The 15,989-nt window shown below is 72.2% G+C and carries 14 protein-coding genes; 10 read left to right on the plus strand and 4 right to left on the minus strand.

Annotated features, from left to right (window positions below):
* Positions 1-5 precede the first annotated feature (5 nt).
* From dxr to BSL84_RS24385, 6 genes are all read left to right on the plus strand, one after another.
* A complete protein-coding gene (dxr, locus tag BSL84_RS24360) occupies positions 6-1,268 on the plus strand; it encodes a 1-deoxy-D-xylulose-5-phosphate reductoisomerase (RefSeq protein WP_030037187.1) in 1,263 nt (420 codons plus the stop codon).
* Entirely contained in the window at positions 1,265-2,566 is a 1,302-nt protein-coding gene (locus tag BSL84_RS24365) for a M50 family metallopeptidase (RefSeq protein WP_045321685.1), read from the plus strand. The genes dxr and BSL84_RS24365 overlap by 4 nt, the downstream gene beginning before the upstream one ends.
* A gap of 174 nt (positions 2,567-2,740) precedes the next feature.
* A complete protein-coding gene (gene ispG, locus BSL84_RS24370) occupies positions 2,741-3,898 on the plus strand; it encodes a flavodoxin-dependent (E)-4-hydroxy-3-methylbut-2-enyl-diphosphate synthase (protein WP_037666354.1) in 1,158 nt (385 codons plus the stop codon).
* A gap of 149 nt (positions 3,899-4,047) precedes the next feature.
* Entirely contained in the window at positions 4,048-4,893 is an 846-nt protein-coding gene (locus BSL84_RS24375) for a GNAT family N-acetyltransferase (protein ID WP_030037182.1), read from the plus strand.
* A gap of 62 nt (positions 4,894-4,955) precedes the next feature.
* Complete coding sequence (locus BSL84_RS24380; RefSeq protein ID WP_030037179.1) at positions 4,956-5,498, plus strand: GNAT family N-acetyltransferase; 543 nt, start codon at positions 4,956-4,958, stop codon at positions 5,496-5,498.
* 42 nt (positions 5,499-5,540) lie between these two features.
* On the plus strand, positions 5,541-7,253 hold the full coding sequence (locus BSL84_RS24385) for a proline--tRNA ligase (RefSeq protein WP_075971113.1): 1,713 nt from the start codon (positions 5,541-5,543) through the stop codon (positions 7,251-7,253).
* Positions 7,254-7,456: 203 nt separating this feature from the next.
* Here the strand turns inward: BSL84_RS24385 and BSL84_RS24390 are convergent, their stop codons facing one another.
* The 4 genes from BSL84_RS24390 to BSL84_RS24405 are packed head-to-tail and all read right to left on the minus strand — an operon-like array spanning position 7,457 to position 10,420.
* Positions 7,457-8,458, minus strand: coding sequence for a slipin family protein (locus tag BSL84_RS24390; protein ID WP_234363502.1), 1,002 nt, complete (start codon positions 8,456-8,458; stop codon positions 7,457-7,459).
* A 42-nt stretch (positions 8,459-8,500) separates the two neighbouring features.
* Positions 8,501-9,403 (minus strand): aminoglycoside phosphotransferase family protein, encoded by a 903-nt coding sequence (locus BSL84_RS24395; protein WP_075971114.1) that lies wholly within the window; start codon positions 9,401-9,403, stop codon positions 8,501-8,503.
* Positions 9,404-9,419: 16 nt separating this feature from the next.
* Complete coding sequence (locus tag BSL84_RS24400; RefSeq protein ID WP_045321682.1) at positions 9,420-9,878, minus strand: DUF4439 domain-containing protein; 459 nt, start codon at positions 9,876-9,878, stop codon at positions 9,420-9,422.
* The gene (locus BSL84_RS24405) at positions 9,875-10,420 is read right to left on the minus strand and encodes a hypothetical protein (protein WP_045321681.1); all 546 of its coding nucleotides are present in this window, start codon (positions 10,418-10,420) and stop codon (positions 9,875-9,877) included. Before BSL84_RS24405 ends, BSL84_RS24400 begins: the two co-directional genes overlap by 4 nt.
* Before the next feature lie 156 nt (positions 10,421-10,576).
* On the opposite strand from BSL84_RS24405, the gene rimP reads away from it, so the two are divergent.
* The 4 genes from rimP to infB all read left to right on the plus strand — a co-directional run bounded on the left by rimP (position 10,577) and on the right by infB (position 15,812).
* Positions 10,577-11,089 (plus strand): ribosome maturation factor RimP, encoded by a 513-nt coding sequence (gene rimP / locus BSL84_RS24410; RefSeq protein ID WP_030031619.1) that lies wholly within the window; start codon positions 10,577-10,579, stop codon positions 11,087-11,089.
* Between the two features lie 2 nt (positions 11,090-11,091).
* A complete protein-coding gene (nusA, locus tag BSL84_RS24415; protein ID WP_030031618.1) occupies positions 11,092-12,138 on the plus strand; it encodes a transcription termination factor NusA in 1,047 nt (348 codons plus the stop codon).
* A 147-nt stretch (positions 12,139-12,285) separates the two neighbouring features.
* Positions 12,286-12,573 carry a YlxR family protein gene (locus BSL84_RS24420; RefSeq protein ID WP_075971115.1) on the plus strand — a complete coding sequence of 96 codons (288 nt, stop codon included), beginning with the start codon at positions 12,286-12,288 and terminating at the stop codon, positions 12,571-12,573.
* 149 nt (positions 12,574-12,722) lie between these two features.
* Positions 12,723-15,812 (plus strand): translation initiation factor IF-2, encoded by a 3,090-nt coding sequence (gene infB / locus BSL84_RS24425; protein ID WP_045321679.1) that lies wholly within the window; start codon positions 12,723-12,725, stop codon positions 15,810-15,812.
* The last annotated feature ends 177 nt before the right edge of the window (positions 15,813-15,989 follow it).

Below are 15,989 nucleotides of genomic sequence, written 5' to 3' on the forward strand. Positions count from 1 at the left end.
CAACAATGGGGGGCATGAGCGACCGTCCAGCCCCCCTCGCCGACCCGCACCTCCTCTTCGACGCCGCGGCCGGCCGCCGGGACATCGTGATCCTCGGGTCCACCGGCTCCATCGGCACCCAGGCCATCGACCTGGCCCTGCGCAACCCGGACCGCTTCCGGGTCACCGCACTGTCCGCCGCCGGCGGCCGGGTGGCGCTGCTGGCCGAGCAGGCCCGGCTGCTGCGCGTCGAGAAGGTCGCCGTCGCCCGCGAGGACGCCGTACCGGCCCTGAAAGAGGCGCTGAGCGCCCAGTACGGTCCGGGCGAGGCGCTGCCCGAGATCCTCGCCGGGCCGGACGCCGCGACCGAGATCGCCGCCTCCGCGTGCCACACCGTCCTCAACGGCATCACCGGATCCATCGGCCTCGCGCCGACCCTCGCCGCCCTGCGGGCCGGCCGGACCCTGGCCCTGGCCAACAAGGAGTCGCTGATCGTCGGCGGTCCCCTGGTCAAGGCCCTGGCGCAGCCCGGCCAGATCATCCCCGTGGACTCCGAGCACGCCGCGCTCTTCCAGGCACTGGCCGCCGGTACCCGCGCCGACGTGCGCAAGCTCGTCGTGACCGCCTCCGGCGGACCCTTCCGCGGCCGCACCCGCGCCGAACTGGCGAAGGTCACCGTCCAGGACGCGCTCGCGCACCCGACCTGGGCCATGGGACCGGTGATCACCGTCAACTCGGCGACCCTGGTCAACAAGGGTCTGGAGGTCATCGAGGCGCACCTCCTCTACGACATCCCGTTCGAGCAGATCGAGGTCGTGGTCCACCCGCAGTCGTACGTGCACTCGATGGTGGAGTTCACCGACGGCTCCACCCTCGCCCAGGCCACCCCGCCCGACATGCGCGGCCCCATCGCCATCGGCCTCGGCTGGCCCCAGCGCATCCCCGACGCGGCCCCCGCCTTCGACTGGACCAAGGCCTCCACCTGGGAGTTCTTCCCGCTGGACACCGAGGCCTTCCCCGCCGTCGGCATCGCCCGGCACGTGGGCGCCCTCGGCGGCACCGCACCCGCCGTCTTCAACGCGGCGAACGAGGAGTGCGTAGAGGCGTTCCTGGCCGGTCGGCTGCCGTTCACAGCAATCATGGATACGGTCTCTGCCGTGGTCGATGAGCACGGGACGCCGGAGTCGGGAACCTCCCTGACCGTCCAGGACGTCCTCGAAGCAGAGGCCTGGGCCAGGGCCCGGGCGCGGGAGATGGCGGCACGGGCCGCCGCGGAGGCGCGCGCATGACACTTCTGATGACGGTGCTCGGAATCGTGATCTTCGCGGTCGGCCTGCTGGTCTCCATCGCGTGGCACGAACTGGGGCACCTCTCCACGGCCAAGCTCTTCGGCATCCGCGTGCCGCAGTACATGGTGGGCTTCGGCCCGACCATCTGGTCGCGGATGAGGGGCGAGACCGAGTACGGGATCAAGGCCATCCCCATGGGCGGCTACATCCGCATGATCGGGATGTTCCCGCCCGGCGAGGACGGCAAGGTCACCGCCCGGTCCACCTCGCCGTTCCGGTCGATGATCGAGGACGCCCGCTCGGCGGCGTACGAGGAGCTCCAGCCCGGCGACGAGACCCGGCTGTTCTATACGCGCAAGCCGTGGAAGCGCGTGATCGTGATGTTCGCCGGGCCGTTCATGAACCTCGTCCTGGCCGTGGCGATCTTCCTCACCACCCTGATGACCTTCGGGCTGAACACCCAGACCACCTCGGTCGCCACCGTCTCGGACTGCGTCATCCAGCAGAGCGAGAAGCGCGACAAGTGCCGGCCCGAGGACCCGGCCGCACCCGCCAGGGCGGCGGGCCTGAAGGCAGGCGACAAGATCGTCGCCTTCAACGGCCGCCCGGTCGACGACTGGTCCGCCCTCCAGAAGGACATCCGCGCCACCGTCGGCGCCGCCACGATCACCGTGGTCCGGGCCGGCGAGCGCGTCGACCTCAAGGCGAACCTGATCGAGAACAAGGTCGCCAAGACCGACGGCAACGGAAGGTACGTCAAGGACGAGTACGTCACCGCCGGCTTCCTCGGCTTCGCACCCGCCTCCGGCTACGTACCGCAGTCCTTCGGCCAGTCCGTCGAGCGCATGGGCGAGATGATGGAGGCCGGCGTACAGTCGCTCGTCGCCCTGCCCTCCAAGGTCCCCGACCTGTGGAACGCGGCCTTCAACGGCGCCGAACGCAAGCAGGACAGTCCGATGGGCGTCGTCGGCGCCGCACGCGTCAGCGGTGAGATCTTCACCCTCGACATCCCCGCCCAGCACCAGCTCGTCTTCTTCCTCAACCTGCTGGCCGGCTTCAACCTCTCGCTGTTCCTCTTCAACATGCTGCCGCTGCTCCCCCTCGACGGCGGGCACATCGCCGGAGCCCTCTGGGAGTCCCTCCGGCGAGGCGTCGCACGCATCTTCCGCCGCCCCGACCCCGGCCCGTTCGACGTGGCGAAGCTGATGCCCGTCGCCTACGTGGTCGCAGGCCTGTTCATCTGCTTCACCCTGCTGGTGATGGTCGCGGACGTGGTGAACCCGATCAAGATCACCTAGCCCGCGGGGGCGTACCCGGGTCGTACCGGAGCCGGGCACGGATCGTGCCCGGCTCCCTACGTTCGGGTGGCGCACCCCCTCGGATGCACGGCACGCCCCTGGGTTGGCGTAATCTCGAAGCCTGGAGCCCGCCGATCTCGGGACCTTGATCCACACCTTGGGGTTGCACAGCAGATGACTGCCATCTCTCTCGGAATGCCGGCCGTGCCGACGAAGCTTGCCGACCGCAGGGTCAGCCGCAAGATCCAGGTCGGCAAGGTGGCCGTCGGCGGCGACTCACAGATCTCCGTCCAGTCGATGACCACCACCCGGACCTCCGACATCGGGGCGACGCTCCAGCAGATCGCCGAGCTCACCGCCTCCGGCTGCGACATCGTCCGTGTGGCGTGCCCGACCCAGGACGACGCCGACGCGCTCGCCGTGATCGCCAAGAAGTCGCAGATCCCGGTCATCGCCGACATCCACTTCCAGCCGAAGTACGTGTTCGCCGCGATCGACGCCGGCTGCGCCGCCGTGCGCGTGAACCCGGGCAACATCAAGCAGTTCGACGACAAGGTCAAGGAGATCGCGAGGGCCGCCAACGACGCGGGCACCCCGATCCGCATCGGCGTCAACGCCGGCTCCCTCGACGCCCGCCTGCTCAAGAAGTACGGCAAGGCCACCCCCGAAGCGCTCGTCGAGTCCGCGCTGTGGGAAGCCTCCCTCTTCGAGGAGCACGGCTTCAGCGACATCAAGATCTCGGTCAAGCACAACGACCCGGTCGTCATGGTCAACGCCTACCGCCAGCTCGCCGCCGCCTGCGACTACCCCCTGCACCTCGGCGTCACCGAGGCCGGCCCCGCCTTCCAGGGCACCATCAAGTCCGCCGTCGCCTTCGGCGCACTGCTCTCCGAAGGCATCGGCGACACCATCCGGGTCTCCCTCTCCGCCCCGCCGGCGGAGGAGGTCAAGGTCGGCATCCAGATCCTCGAATCGCTGAACCTCAAGCCGCGCCGCCTGGAAATCGTCTCCTGCCCCTCCTGCGGCCGTGCCCAGGTCGACGTCTACAAGCTGGCCGAAGAGGTCACCGCCGGCCTTGAGGGCATGGAGGTCCCGCTGCGCGTCGCCGTCATGGGCTGCGTCGTCAACGGCCCGGGCGAGGCCCGCGAAGCCGACCTCGGCGTCGCCTCCGGCAACGGCAAGGGCCAGATCTTCGTCAAGGGCGAGGTCATCAAGACCGTCCCCGAGTCGAAGATCGTCGAGACCCTCATCGAGGAAGCCATGAAGATCGCCGCACAGATGGAGGCCGACGGCATCCCGAGCGGCGAACCGTCCGTCGCCATCGGAGTCTGACTTTCTTCAGGCTCGGCTCGCCTGGCCCCGGTGCCGTTCCCGCAGTTCGGGAGCGGGGCCGGGGCCTTTTCGTGACCTGTGGACGCGGCATCGTCGGGCGCTGCCGGGTACAGTGCGGAGATCAGCAGACTTGGCATGGTGAGGCCCCAGTGTTGACGCAGACCACCACCCGGGTCCTTGAGCCCAGTGATCTCGACGCCGCGCTCGACATCCTCGGACGCGAGCCGGTCGAGAACGCCTTCGTCACCTCCCGGGTCCAGGTCGCCGGGCTCGACCCGTGGCGCCTGGGCGGCGAGATGTGGGGCTGGTACGCCGACGGCGAGCTCCGCTCGCTCTGCTACGCCGGAGCCAACCTCGTGCCCGTCTGCGCCGAGCCCGACGCCGTGCGGGCCTTCGCCGACCGGGCCCGCCGTACCGGCCGCCGCTGCTCCTCCATCGTCGGCCCCGCCGAGCCGACCCGGCGGCTGTGGCAGCTTCTGGAACCCAGCTGGGGCCCGGCCCGCGAAGTCCGCGCCCACCAGCCCCTCATGGTCATCGACCGCCCCTCCACCACGGTCGAGGCCGATCCACAGGTCCGCCGGATCCGCAAGAACGAGATGGACCTGATCATGCCCGCGTGCGTGGCCATGTTCACCGAGGAGGTCGGCGTCTCGCCGATGGCCGGGGACGGCGGACTGCTGTACCAGGCCCGGGTGGCCGAGCTCGTCGCCGGCGGCCGCTCCTTCGCCCGCGTCGAGAACGACAAGATCGTCTTCAAGGCGGAGATCGGCGCCGCCACCTCCAGCGCCTGCCAGATCCAGGGCGTCTGGGTGGCTCCCGAGTTCCGCGGCCGCGGCCACTCCGAGACCGGGATGGCCGCCGTCGTCGAGTACGCGCTGCGCGACGTCGCGCCCGTGGTCAGCCTCTACGTGAACGACTTCAACACCGCCGCGCGGGCCGCGTACCGCCGGGTCGGCTTCCGTGAGGTCGGCGCGTTCATGAGCGTGCTGTTCTGAACCGCCGGACGACCCCGCACGCGGCATTCCGGCGCACCCTTACCGCGAAGTAAGGTCGCCGCATGCTGCCTTCCGGAGTCCGTATCGGCCCCCTCGACCTCGCCGCCCGCGTGGACGAGGCCCTTCGCGTCCAGGCCGTCGCCTTCGGCCTCAGCGAGGAGGAGGTCGGCATCCGGCGCTACATCGTCCAGCGCCACATGACCTGCAAGGGCGCCCGCGCCCTCGGCGCCTTCGCCGAGGACGGCGCGCTCACCGGATTCGTGTACGGCATGCCCAACGACCGCACCCACTGGTGGTCCACCATCGTCGAGCCCTACCTGCGGGCCGGCGGACACGAGGACTGGCTCGACGGCTCCTTCGTCATCACCGAACTGCACGTCCACCCCGGCTTCCAGGGCCACGGCATCGGCCGGGCCCTGATCACCACCCTCACCGACGCCGCCTCCGAACCCCGCTCGATCCTCTCCGCCATCGACACCGAGAGCCCCGCCCGCGGCCTCTACCGGGCCCTCGGCTACGTCGACCTCGCCCGCCAGGTCCACTTCCCGAGCGCGGGCCTGCCGTACGCCGTCATGGGCGCCCCACTGCCCCTGACCAGGGCCTGAAACGGTTACCGGGCGCCGACGGCGCCCCGGTAACCTCCCCGCATGTCCACACATCACGTACAGCGCATGTCCCGCCTCATGGCCAAGACCCTCCGGGAGGACCCGGCCGACGCCGAAACCCTCAGCCACCGGCTCCTGGTCCGCGCCGGATACGTCCGGCGCAGCTCCGCCGGAGTGTGGACGTGGCTGCCGCTCGGCAAGCGGGTCCTGGACAACGTCAGCCGCGTCGTCCGCGAGGAGATGGACGCCATCGGCGCCCAGGAGGTGCTGCTCCCGGCCCTGCTGCCGAAGGAGCCGTACGAGGTCAGCGGACGCTGGTCCGAATACGGCGACCTGCTCTTCCGGCTCAGGGACCGCAAGGGCGCGGACTACCTGCTCGGCCCCACCCACGAGGAGATCTTCACCCTGGTGGTGAAGGACCAGTGCACGTCCTACAAGGACCTGCCGGTCATGCTGTACCAGATCCAGACCAAGTACCGCGACGAGGCGCGGCCCCGGTCGGGCGTGCTGCGCGGCCGCGAGTTCCAGATGAAGGACTCCTACTCCTTCGACGTCTCCGACGAGGGACTGGAGGAGTCCTACCGGCTCCACCGCCAGGCCTACGTCCGCATCTTCGAACGCCTCGGGCTGGACCACCGCATCGTCTCCGCCGTGTCGGGAGCGATGGGCGGATCGGCCTCCGAGGAGTTCCTGGCACCCGCCGAAGCCGGCGAGGACACCTTCGTGGACTGCCCCTCCTGCGACTACGCGGCCAACACCGAGGCCGTCACCTTCGCGCTGACGCCCGTGTCCGCGGAGCACCCGGCCCTGGAGGAGGTGGACACCCCCGACACTCCGACCATCGAGACCCTCGCCGCGCACCTCGGGGTCCCCGCCTCGGCCACACTGAAGAACCTCCTGGTGAAGGTCGACGGCGAGATCGTCGCCGTGGGCGTGCCCGGGGACCGCGAAGTGGACCTCGGCAAGCTGGGTGAACACCTGGCCCCCGCGGTCGTCGAGCTCGTCACCGCCGAGGACTTCACCGACCGGCCCGACCTCGTCCGCGGATACGTCGGCCCCCAGGGCCTGGAGAAGGTCCGCTACCTGGCCGACCCGCGGGTCGCGCCCGGCACCGCCTGGGTCACCGGGGCCAACAAGGCCGACACCCACGCCCGCAACGTCGTCTGCGGCCGGGACTTCGAGGTCGACCAGTACCTCGACGTGGTGGTCGTGGAACCGGGCGACCCCTGCCCCTCCTGCGGCGCCGGACTGCGGCTCGACCGCGCCATCGAGATCGGACACATCTTCCAGCTCGGCCGCAAGTACGCGGACGCCTTCGGACTGGACGTGCTGGGCCGCGAGGGCAAGCCGGTACGCGTCACGATGGGCTCCTACGGCATCGGCGTGTCCCGCGCCGTCGCCGCACTCGCCGAGCAGACGGCCGACGAGCGCGGCCTGTGCTGGCCGGCGGCGGTCGCCCCGGCCGACGTCCACGTCGTCGCGGCGGGCAAGGCCGTACCGCTGGCGCTGGCCGAACAGGCGGCCACGGCCCTGGCCGAGTCCGGGATGCGGGTCCTGCTGGACGACCGCCCGGGCCTCTCCCCGGGCGTCAAGCTCACCGACGCGGAGCTGATCGGCGTGCCGTGGATCCTGGTGGCGGGCCGCCGCTCGGCCGACGAGGTCGTCGAACTCCAGAACCGCGCCACAGGCACCCGCGAGGAGCTGCCCCTGGCCGAAGCCCTCGCCCGCCTGAGCGACGCCGCTCCCGCAGCCTGAGCGATTCCAGCCCCGCCGGCGTGTGAGGCGCGGGGTCCGGGGCGGAGCCCCGGGGAACGGTGGAAGGGCGGGGCGGGGAGAAGGCCCCGCGCAGCGGCACGCCGTCCGGCCCGGGGCCGCAGGCGGCGCTGTCGACCCCGGCCGGCCCGGGGCCTTCGGAAGCCGGGCCGACCGGAGCCGGGTCCTCGATGGCAGGGCACCCGCTACGGCGGGGACTCGTCCGGGAACGGCGCCGGGTCCCCGGCCCCGAGGGCCGGGTCCGCCGCCCGGCCGAGGACCGCCGCCTCGTCCGCCGGAGCGGCGTCGATCCCGGCCGGCTCCTGCGCCGTCCGGTCGACGGCCGCCCGCCGGTCCGCTCCCGCGGCGTCGACCTCGGCCGGCCCGGGGCCTTCGGAAGCCGGGCCGGCCGAGGCCGGTTCCTCCCGCGCGGCCGCCGCCGGAGGCGGTGGCGCGGCGCGTTCCAGGAAACGCAGCAGCTCCACCGGAAACGGCAGCACCAGCGTGGAGTTCTTCTCGGCGGCGACCGCCACGACCGTGTGCAGCAGCCGCAGCTGGAGGGCCGCGGGCTGCTCGGACATGACCTCCGCCGCCTCGGCGAGCTTGTGGGAGGCCTGCAGCTCCGCATCCGCGTTGATCACGCGGGCCCGGCGCTCGCGGTCGGCCTCCGCCTGCCGCGCCATCGACCGCTTCATCGTCTCCGGCAGCGACACGTCCTTGATCTCGACCCGGTCGATCTGCACGCCCCAGCCCACCGCCGGGCTGTCGATCATCAGCTCCAGGCCCTGGTTCAGCATCTCCCGGTTGGACAGCAGGTCGTCCAGGTCGGACTTGCCGATGATCGACCTCAGCGACGTCTGCGCCATCTGCGATACGGCGAAGCGGTAGTCCTCCACCGCCACGACCGCGTTCGCCGGATCGACGACCTTGAAGTACACGACCGCGTCGACGCGCACCGTGACGTTGTCCCGGGTGATGCCCTCCTGCGCGGGCACCGGCAGCGTCACGATCTGCATGTTGACCTTGCGGAGCCGGTCGATCACGGGAACGATCATGGTGAAGCCCGGAGGCCGGATCTCCTCGCGCAGCCTGCCGAAGCGGAAGACCAGCCCCCGCTCGTACTGCTTCACCACCCGGGCCGCGGCGCCCAGGTAGACCACGGCGCCCGCACCCGCGGCGACCACTGCCGTCAGCAGTTCCTCGACCATGGCGGCCCCCTGCCGGACATACCTACCTATTCACGGTATGCCCTACAGCCAGGCGGCGAACTCCAGCAGGAGCTCCGCGTCCCGCCCGCGGCCCGCGGCCACGGCCCGGTTGCCCGATTCCACCGCCCGGAAGAGGGTCCAGCCCCGCAGCCGGTCCCGGTCCACCTCCAGCGCGTCCGCGAGCTTGTTCACCCGGCGCCGGGCCCCAGCCGCGCCCGCCGAGGAGGCCACCAGGTCCTCCAGCCGGTCCCGGACCAGCCGTGCCAGGTCGTACGCCCGCTCGCCGACCAGCGGGTCGGGTCCCACCGTCAGCCACGGGGCCCGCTCGGCCGCCAGGACCTTGCCCTGGCGGAAGTTCCCGTGCAGCAGCAGCTCCTCCGGCGGCGCCGCCAGCAGCTCCTCGCGCGCCGCCAGCGCCGCGTCGGCCAGCGCCCGCACCTCCGCCGGGGACGCCTTCAGCGCGGCCGACTGGACCCCCGTGCGCTCCGCCACCGTCTCCCACCCGTGCCCGGCGGGCGGCGCCACCCACAGCCGGCGCAGCGTTCCGCTCGCCTCCAGCAGCGCCTTCGCCTCCGGCAGGGACCGCAGCGAGACCTCCGGGTGCAGCCGTTCCAGCAGCAGGGCCCCGTCCTCCTCGTGGTGGCGGGTGTCGAGGACCCGTACGGCGCCGAAGCCGCCCCAGTGGGCCAGCGCGGCCAGCTCCCGGTCGGGCCGGGCGTGCGGGGGCGCCAGCTTCAGAGCCGCCGGGGTGCCGTCCGCGTAGGTGACCAGGACGACCAGGCTGCTGCGGCCGCCCGGGGCCTGTACCCGCTGGGCCCGCAGGCCCCGCCGGGAGAGCGCGGCCTCGGTGAGCCCGGGCAGCTGCCCCAGCCAGTCCGTGTCCTGCGCCGTTCCCGGCATCTCGCCGAGCGCCCGTACAAGCCGCTGCGGCGGTTCGAAAGCCATGCGTGCGTGGTCCCTTTCAGCTGGTGGGGGCTGGCTGTGCGCGTTCGGCGAGCCCAGGGAAGGCTACGCCGACACCGCGCCAGCGTGCCGCGCGCACGGCCGCGGCGCTCAGCGCGTCGGCCGCCTCGCGGCGCAGCGGGCCCTCCGCCGCCCGCACCAGGTCGGAGTACGCGCCGGCCACCCGGTCCTCGATCACCGCGGCCAGCCGCTCGGCGTCGGCGGGGCCGCGGACCTCGAACGGCAGGGTGTAGGCCGCCTCCGAGGGGCGGGGCGCCCCGCCCAGCTCGCGCACGGTCCGGGCCAGCGCGTCACGGCGGCCGAGGTGGCCGCCGTACGCCTCCCGGGCCTCCGCGGCGCGGGCACCGGCGGTACGCGCGCCGATGACGCCGTACCCGTACGCGGCCGCGTGCTCGGCGGCGAGGGCCGCCTGGGCGGCCTCCAGGGCCCGTCCGGCGGTGGAGGGTTCGGGGCTCACGGCTTCGCTCCGGGGGTCGAGGTCAGCAGGTGGACGTGTACGGCGCCGCAGGCGGCCACCGAGGCCAGCAGCCGGGCCAGCTCACCCGGCGCGCCGGCCAGGTCGATGGTCCGCGCCTCGGACAGGCTCCGCTCGGCGTCGGCGAGAGCGGTCAGCGCGTCGGCGGGCTTCGCCGGCACCGGCTCGGCGCTCGCCGCGGGCGCCGCTGCCCCCGTCCCGCCGGACGGCGAGGCGGTGGGGGACGGCGAGCCCGGCCCGGCGGCGGGGGACAGGGCCGCCGTGTGCGCGGCGACGGCGGTACGCAGGGGGGCGAGCCGCGAGGCCAGGTCCGGATGGGCGGCGGCGGTGGCGTCGTAACGTTCCAGCAAGCGGGCACTGTCACGGACGGCCGCCTCCCGCATCCGCCGTTCGAGTGAAACCACCGGGTCGGAGGCCGCCGGGCGGTCGCCGGTACACCCGGTCAGCAGCGCGGTACCGGCGACGCCGGCGGCCCCGGCGAGCAGGCTCCTGCGCGTAGGTCTCGAAGGCGGAGTCCAGGGCACGGCGTCGTCCTAGGGGTGTGGGGCGGGGCAGGGTGTGATCACGGTACCCGGGGCCCTGCTCGGAGGGCGGACGGCAACACCCTCCGACACCGGATACCCTTTGACCTGACACACGACGGAAACCACAACAGCACACGCGGCCGAGGAGTCACCCGGATGAGCACCACCCAGAGCGACAGGCTGCGCGGACTGCTGGAGCCGCTCGTCGCCGCCAAGGGCCTGGACCTCGAAGAGATCGAGCTGTCGCGGGCGGGCAAGCGCCGGATGCTGCGGATCATCGTGGACTCCGACGAGGGCGTGGAGCTGGACGCGTGTGCCGAGCTGAGCCGTGAGGTCTCCGACAAGCTCGACGAATCCGACGTGATGGGCGAGGACGAGTACGTCCTCGAAGTGAGCTCCCCGGGCGCCGACCGCCCGCTGACCGAGCACCGCCACTACGTACGGGCCATCGGCCGTCTCGTGAAGTTCCAGCTGTCCGCCGAGGACGCGAAGGGCGCCGGGGAACTGGTCGCCCGCATCCTCGACGTCGACGACGAGGGCATGGACCTCGAAGTTCCGGGCGTGAAGGGCCGCAAGGCCACCGCCCGCCGCATCGCGTTCACCGACATCGCCAAGGCGCGTGTCGAGATCGAGTTCAACCGCAAGGACAAGAAGGAAGAGGAGGCGTAGCCGTGGACATCGACATGAGTGCCCTGCGGGGTCTGGTCCGGGAGAAGGAGATCTCCTTCGACCTGCTCGTCGAGGCGATCGAGTCGGCCCTCCTCATCGCGTACCACCGGACCGAGGGGAGCTTCCGCCGCGCCCGCGTCGTGCTGGACCGCACCAACGGTCACGTGGTCGTGTGGGCGACGGAAGACCCGAGGGACCTCGAAGAGGGGCAGGAGCCCAAGGAGTTCGACGACACGCCGTCGGACTTCGGCCGGATCGCCGCGACGACCGCCAAGCAGGTGATCCTCCAGCGTCTGCGCGACGCCGAGGACGACCTGACCTTCGGCGAGTTCGCGGGCCGTGAGGGCGACGTCATCACCGGCGTCGTGCAGCAGGGCAAGGACCCCAAGAACGTCCTCGTCGACATCGGCAAGCTGGAGGCCATCCTGCCCGTGCAGGAGCAGGTCCCCGGCGAGGACTACCCGCACGGTCTGCGCCTGAAGGCGTACGTCGTGCGGGTGGCGAAGGGTGTCCGCGGCCCGTCCGTGACCCTTTCGCGCACCCACCCGAACCTGGTGAAGAAGCTGTTCTCGCTGGAGGTCCCGGAGATCGCCGACGGCAGCGTCGAGATCTCGGCGATCGCCCGTGAGGCCGGCCACCGCACCAAGATCGCCGTCCGGTCCACCCGTTCGGGCCTGAACCCCAAGGGCGCCTGCATCGGCCCGATGGGCAGCCGCGTGCGCAACGTGATGGCCGAACTGCACGGCGAGAAGATCGACATCGTCGACTGGTCGGACGACCCGGCGGAGATGGTCGCCAACGCCCTGTCACCCGCCCGGGTGAGCAAGGTCGAGGTCGTCGACTGGGACTCCCGCTCCGCCCGGGTGACCGTGCCGGACTACCAGCTGTCCCTGGCCATCGGCAAGGAGGGCCAGAACGCCCGCCTCGCCGCGCGGCTCACCGGCTGGCGCATCGACATCCGGCCCGACACCGAGGCGTCCCCGGATGCCGACCGCGACGCCGACCGCGACGCGGACCGGGACGCGGACCGGGGCCGGGGCCGGGAATAAACCGGTACCGGACGGGGCTACCCGGACGGTAGACAGGGTTTGTACGGCCGCTGCCGAGGGCAGCGGATCAAGACAACACGACAGCCGTTCGATTTTTCCCCCGGCACTCGTCGGGGGAGAGGTCGGTACGGGGAGGTAGACTTAGGCGTGTCTGGCCGGACGCAAGCCCGCGCATGCCCCGAACGCACCTGTGTGGGGTGTCGGGAGCGAGCGGCCAAGAGCGATCTGCTGCGAATCGTGGCGATCGAGGACGAATGCGTCCCCGATCCTCGCGGTACGCTGCCCGGCCGGGGTGCGTACGTGCACCCTGCCGTGGTCTGCCTCGACCAGGCGGTCCGCCGCCGGGCGTTTCCCCGGGCCCTCAGGTCCGCCGGAGCGCTCGACACGGCGAACCTGCGCGAAGCCGTGGCCGGGAGAACCGGGACCACAGCGTAAAGAAGTAGTACGGCACGGATACCCCGTGCGGTCAGGTACCTCGCGAGTTGGAAGTAGGTCGAGATTGCGATGAGCACTCGATGAGTACGCGATGAGTACGCCCATGAAGTAGCGACGGTCCGGCGTAACCCGGACCTAAAAGGAGCGAAGTGGCTAAGGTCCGGGTATACGAACTCGCCAAGGAGTTCGGGGTGGAGAGCAAGGTCGTCATGGCCAAGCTCCAAGAACTCGGTGAATTCGTCCGTTCGGCGTCCTCGACGATCGAGGCGCCGGTTGTACGCAAGTTGACTGACGCACTGCAGGGGCCCGGCGGCAACGCCGGCAAGTCCGCTGCAAAGCCCGGCGCGCCCCGCAAGGCCGCGCCCGCCAAGCCCGCGGCGCCGTCCCCGGCCGCCGCGGCACGTCCCGCTGCCCCCAAGCCCGGCGCACCGGCCCCCAAGCCGGCCGCTGCCGAGGCCCCGGCCGCAGCACCCGTGACGCCGGCCGCCCCCGGCCCGCGTCCCGGCCCGAAGGCTCCGGCCGCCCCGAAGCCCGCTCCGGCGGCGCCCGTGGCGACCGAGTTCTCCGCGCCTCCGGCGGCTCCGGCCTCCCCGGCGCGTCCCGCCGCGGCCCCCGGCCCCCGTCCGGCGCAGCAGCGTCCGGCCCAGGGCGGCCAGCCCGGCGCCCGTCCCGGCGCCCCGCGCCCGGGCGGTGCCACCCCCGGTGCCCCGGCGCGCCCCGGCACCCCCGGTGCCCAGGCCCCGCGCCCGCAGGGCGCCCGTCCGGCCGGTCCCCGTCCGGGCAACAACCCGTTCACCTCCGGCGGCTCCACCGGCATGGCGCGCCCGCAGGCGCCCCGTCCGGCCGGCGCCCCGCGTCCCGGTGCCCCCGGCGCCGGCGGCCAGGGTGCTCCCCGTCCGCAGGGCGGCCCCGGCGGCGCTCCGCGTCCGCAGGGCCCCGGCGGTGCCCGCCCGACCCCGGGCGGCATGCCCCGTCCGCAGGGCGGCGCTCCGCGTCCGGCCCCGGGCGGCAACCGTCCGAACCCGGGCATGATGCCGCAGCGTCCCGCCGCCGGCGGTCCCGGTCCCCGTCCCGGCGGCGGCCCCGGCGGCCGCGGTCCCGGTGCGGGCGGTCCCCGTCCCGGCGGTGCCGGCCGTCCCGGCGGCGGCGGCTTCGCCGGCCGTCCGGCCGGTCCCGGCTCGCGTCCCGCGGGCGGCGGCTTCGGCGGTCCCCGTCCGGGTGGCGGCGGCTTCGGCGGCGGCCCAGCCGGCGCGGGCGGCGGCGGTCGTCCCGGCTTCGGCGGCCGTCCCGGCGGCCCCGGTGCCCGTGGCGGTACGCAGGGTGCCTTCGGCCGTCCCGGCGGTCCGGCCCGTCGCGGCCGCAAGTCGAAGCGTCAGAGGCGCCAGGAGTACGAGGCCATGCAGGCCCCGTCCGTGGGCGGCGTGATGCTGCCCCGCGGCAACGGCGAGACCGTTCGCCTGTCGCGCGGTGCGTCCCTCACCGACTTCGCGGAGAAGATCAACGCCAACCCGGCATCGCTGGTCGCGGTCATGATGAACCTCGGCGAGATGGTCACTGCCACGCAGTCCGTCTCCGACGAGACCCTCCAGCTCCTCGCGGGCGAGATGAACTACGAAGTTCAGATCGTCAGCCCGGAGGAGGAGGACCGCGAGCTCCTGGAGACCTTCGACATCGAGTTCGGCGAGGACGAGGGCGGCGAGGAGTACCTGCTGCCGCGTCCGCCGGTCGTGACCGTCATGGGTCACGTCGACCACGGTAAGACCCGACTGCTCGACGCCATCCGCAAGACGAACGTCGTCGCGGGCGAGGCCGGCGGCATCACGCAGCACATCGGTGCGTACCAGGTCTCCACCGAGGTCAACGACGAAGAGCGTCGCATCACCTTCATCGACACCCCGGGTCACGAGGCGTTCACCGCCATGCGTGCCCGCGGTGCGAAGTCGACCGACATCGCGATCCTCGTGGTCGCGGCCAACGACGGCGTCATGCCGCAGACGATCGAGGCGCTCAACCACGCCAAGGCCGCCGGCGTCCCGATCGTCGTCGCGGTCAACAAGATCGACGTCGAGGGTGCCGACCCGACCAAGGTCCGCGGTCAGCTCACCGAGTTCGGCCTGGTCGCCGAGGAGTACGGCGGCGACACGATGTTCGTCGACATCTCCGCCAAGCAGGGTCTGCACATCGACTCCCTGCTGGAGGCCGTCGTCCTCACCGCCGACGCCTCGCTCGACCTGCGCGCCAACCCCGAGCAGGACGCTCAGGGTATTGCGATCGAGTCCCACCTCGACCGCGGCCGCGGTGCCGTCGCCACCGTCCTCGTCCAGCGCGGTACCCTCCGCGTCGGCGACACGATGGTCGTGGGCGACGCCTACGGCCGAGTGCGCGCCATGCTCGACGACAAGGGCAACAACGTCGAGGAAGCGGGTCCGTCGACCCCCGTCCTGGTCCTGGGTCTCACCAACGTCCCCGGCGCCGGCGACAACTTCCTCGTCGTCGACGAGGACCGCACGGCCCGCCAGATCGCCGAGAAGCGTGCTGCGCGCGAGCGCAACGCCAACTTCGCCAAGCGCGTCCGCCGGGTGTCCCTTGAGGACCTCGACTCCGTGCTCAAGGCCGGTCTGGTCCAGGAACTCAACCTCATCATCAAGGGCGACGCGTCCGGTGCCGTCGAGGCCCTGGAGTCCTCGCTGCTCCAGCTCGACGTCGGCGAAGAGGTCGACATCCGGGTCCTGCACCGCGGTGTGGGTGCGGTCACCGAGTCCGACATCGCCCTGGCGATGGGCTCCGACGCCATCGTCATCGGCTACAACGTCCGTGCTGCCGGCCGCGCCGCGCAGATGGCGGACCGCGAGGGCGTCGACGTCCGCTACTACTCGGTGATCTACCAGGCCATCGAGGAGATCGAGGCGGCCCTGAAGGGTCTCCTCAAGCCGGAGTACGAAGAGGTCGAGCTCGGTACGGCGGAGGTCCGCGAGATCTTCCGCTCGTCCAAGCTGGGCAACATCGCGGGTGTCCTCATCCGGTCCGGCGAGGTCAAGCGCAACACCAAGGCGCGCCTGCTGCGCGATGGCAAGGTCATCGCGGAGAACCTCACCATCTCCGGTCTGCGCCGCTTCAAGGACGACGTCACCGAGATCCGCGAGGGCTTCGAGGGCGGTATCAACCTCGGCTCCTTCAACGACATCAAGATCGACGACGTCATCGCGACGTACGAGATGCGCGAGAAGCCCCGCGCGTAAGCGCGAGGCGGTTCGCACCGTGTCGTAACTCGGCAGCGAGGCTGCGGGGCCGGGGCCGGTCGGCGGAATATCCGTCGATCGGCCCCGGCCGTTGCGTGTACGGTTCTGGTGACCCGGCCGCGCGAGCGCCGGGTGATCCTGCCGGGCGACGGCCCGGCAGGCCACCGAACCCGCACC

The organism is Streptomyces sp. TN58 (assembly GCF_001941845.1).
In the GTDB taxonomy this organism is placed as follows: Bacteria; Actinomycetota; Actinomycetes; order Streptomycetales; family Streptomycetaceae; genus Streptomyces.

What these genes read in the sequence shown, in the direction of transcription:
- dxr (WP_030037187.1), top strand. Translation starts at nt 6, where the DNA reads ATGGGGGGCATGAGCGACCGTCCAGCCCCCCTCGCCGACCCGCACCTC.
- BSL84_RS24365 (WP_045321685.1), top strand. Translation starts at nt 1,265, where the DNA reads ATGACACTTCTGATGACGGTGCTCGGAATCGTGATCTTCGCGGTCGGC.
- ispG (WP_037666354.1), top strand. Translation starts at nt 2,741, where the DNA reads ATGACTGCCATCTCTCTCGGAATGCCGGCCGTGCCGACGAAGCTTGCC.
- BSL84_RS24380 (WP_030037179.1), top strand. Translation starts at nt 4,956, where the DNA reads ATGCTGCCTTCCGGAGTCCGTATCGGCCCCCTCGACCTCGCCGCCCGC.
- BSL84_RS24385 (WP_075971113.1), top strand. Translation starts at nt 5,541, where the DNA reads ATGTCCACACATCACGTACAGCGCATGTCCCGCCTCATGGCCAAGACC.
- BSL84_RS24390 (WP_234363502.1), bottom strand. Translation starts at nt 8,458, where the DNA reads ATGGTCGAGGAACTGCTGACGGCAGTGGTCGCCGCGGGTGCGGGCGCC.
- BSL84_RS24395 (WP_075971114.1), bottom strand. Translation starts at nt 9,403, where the DNA reads ATGGCTTTCGAACCGCCGCAGCGGCTTGTACGGGCGCTCGGCGAGATG.
- rimP (WP_030031619.1), top strand. Translation starts at nt 10,577, where the DNA reads ATGAGCACCACCCAGAGCGACAGGCTGCGCGGACTGCTGGAGCCGCTC.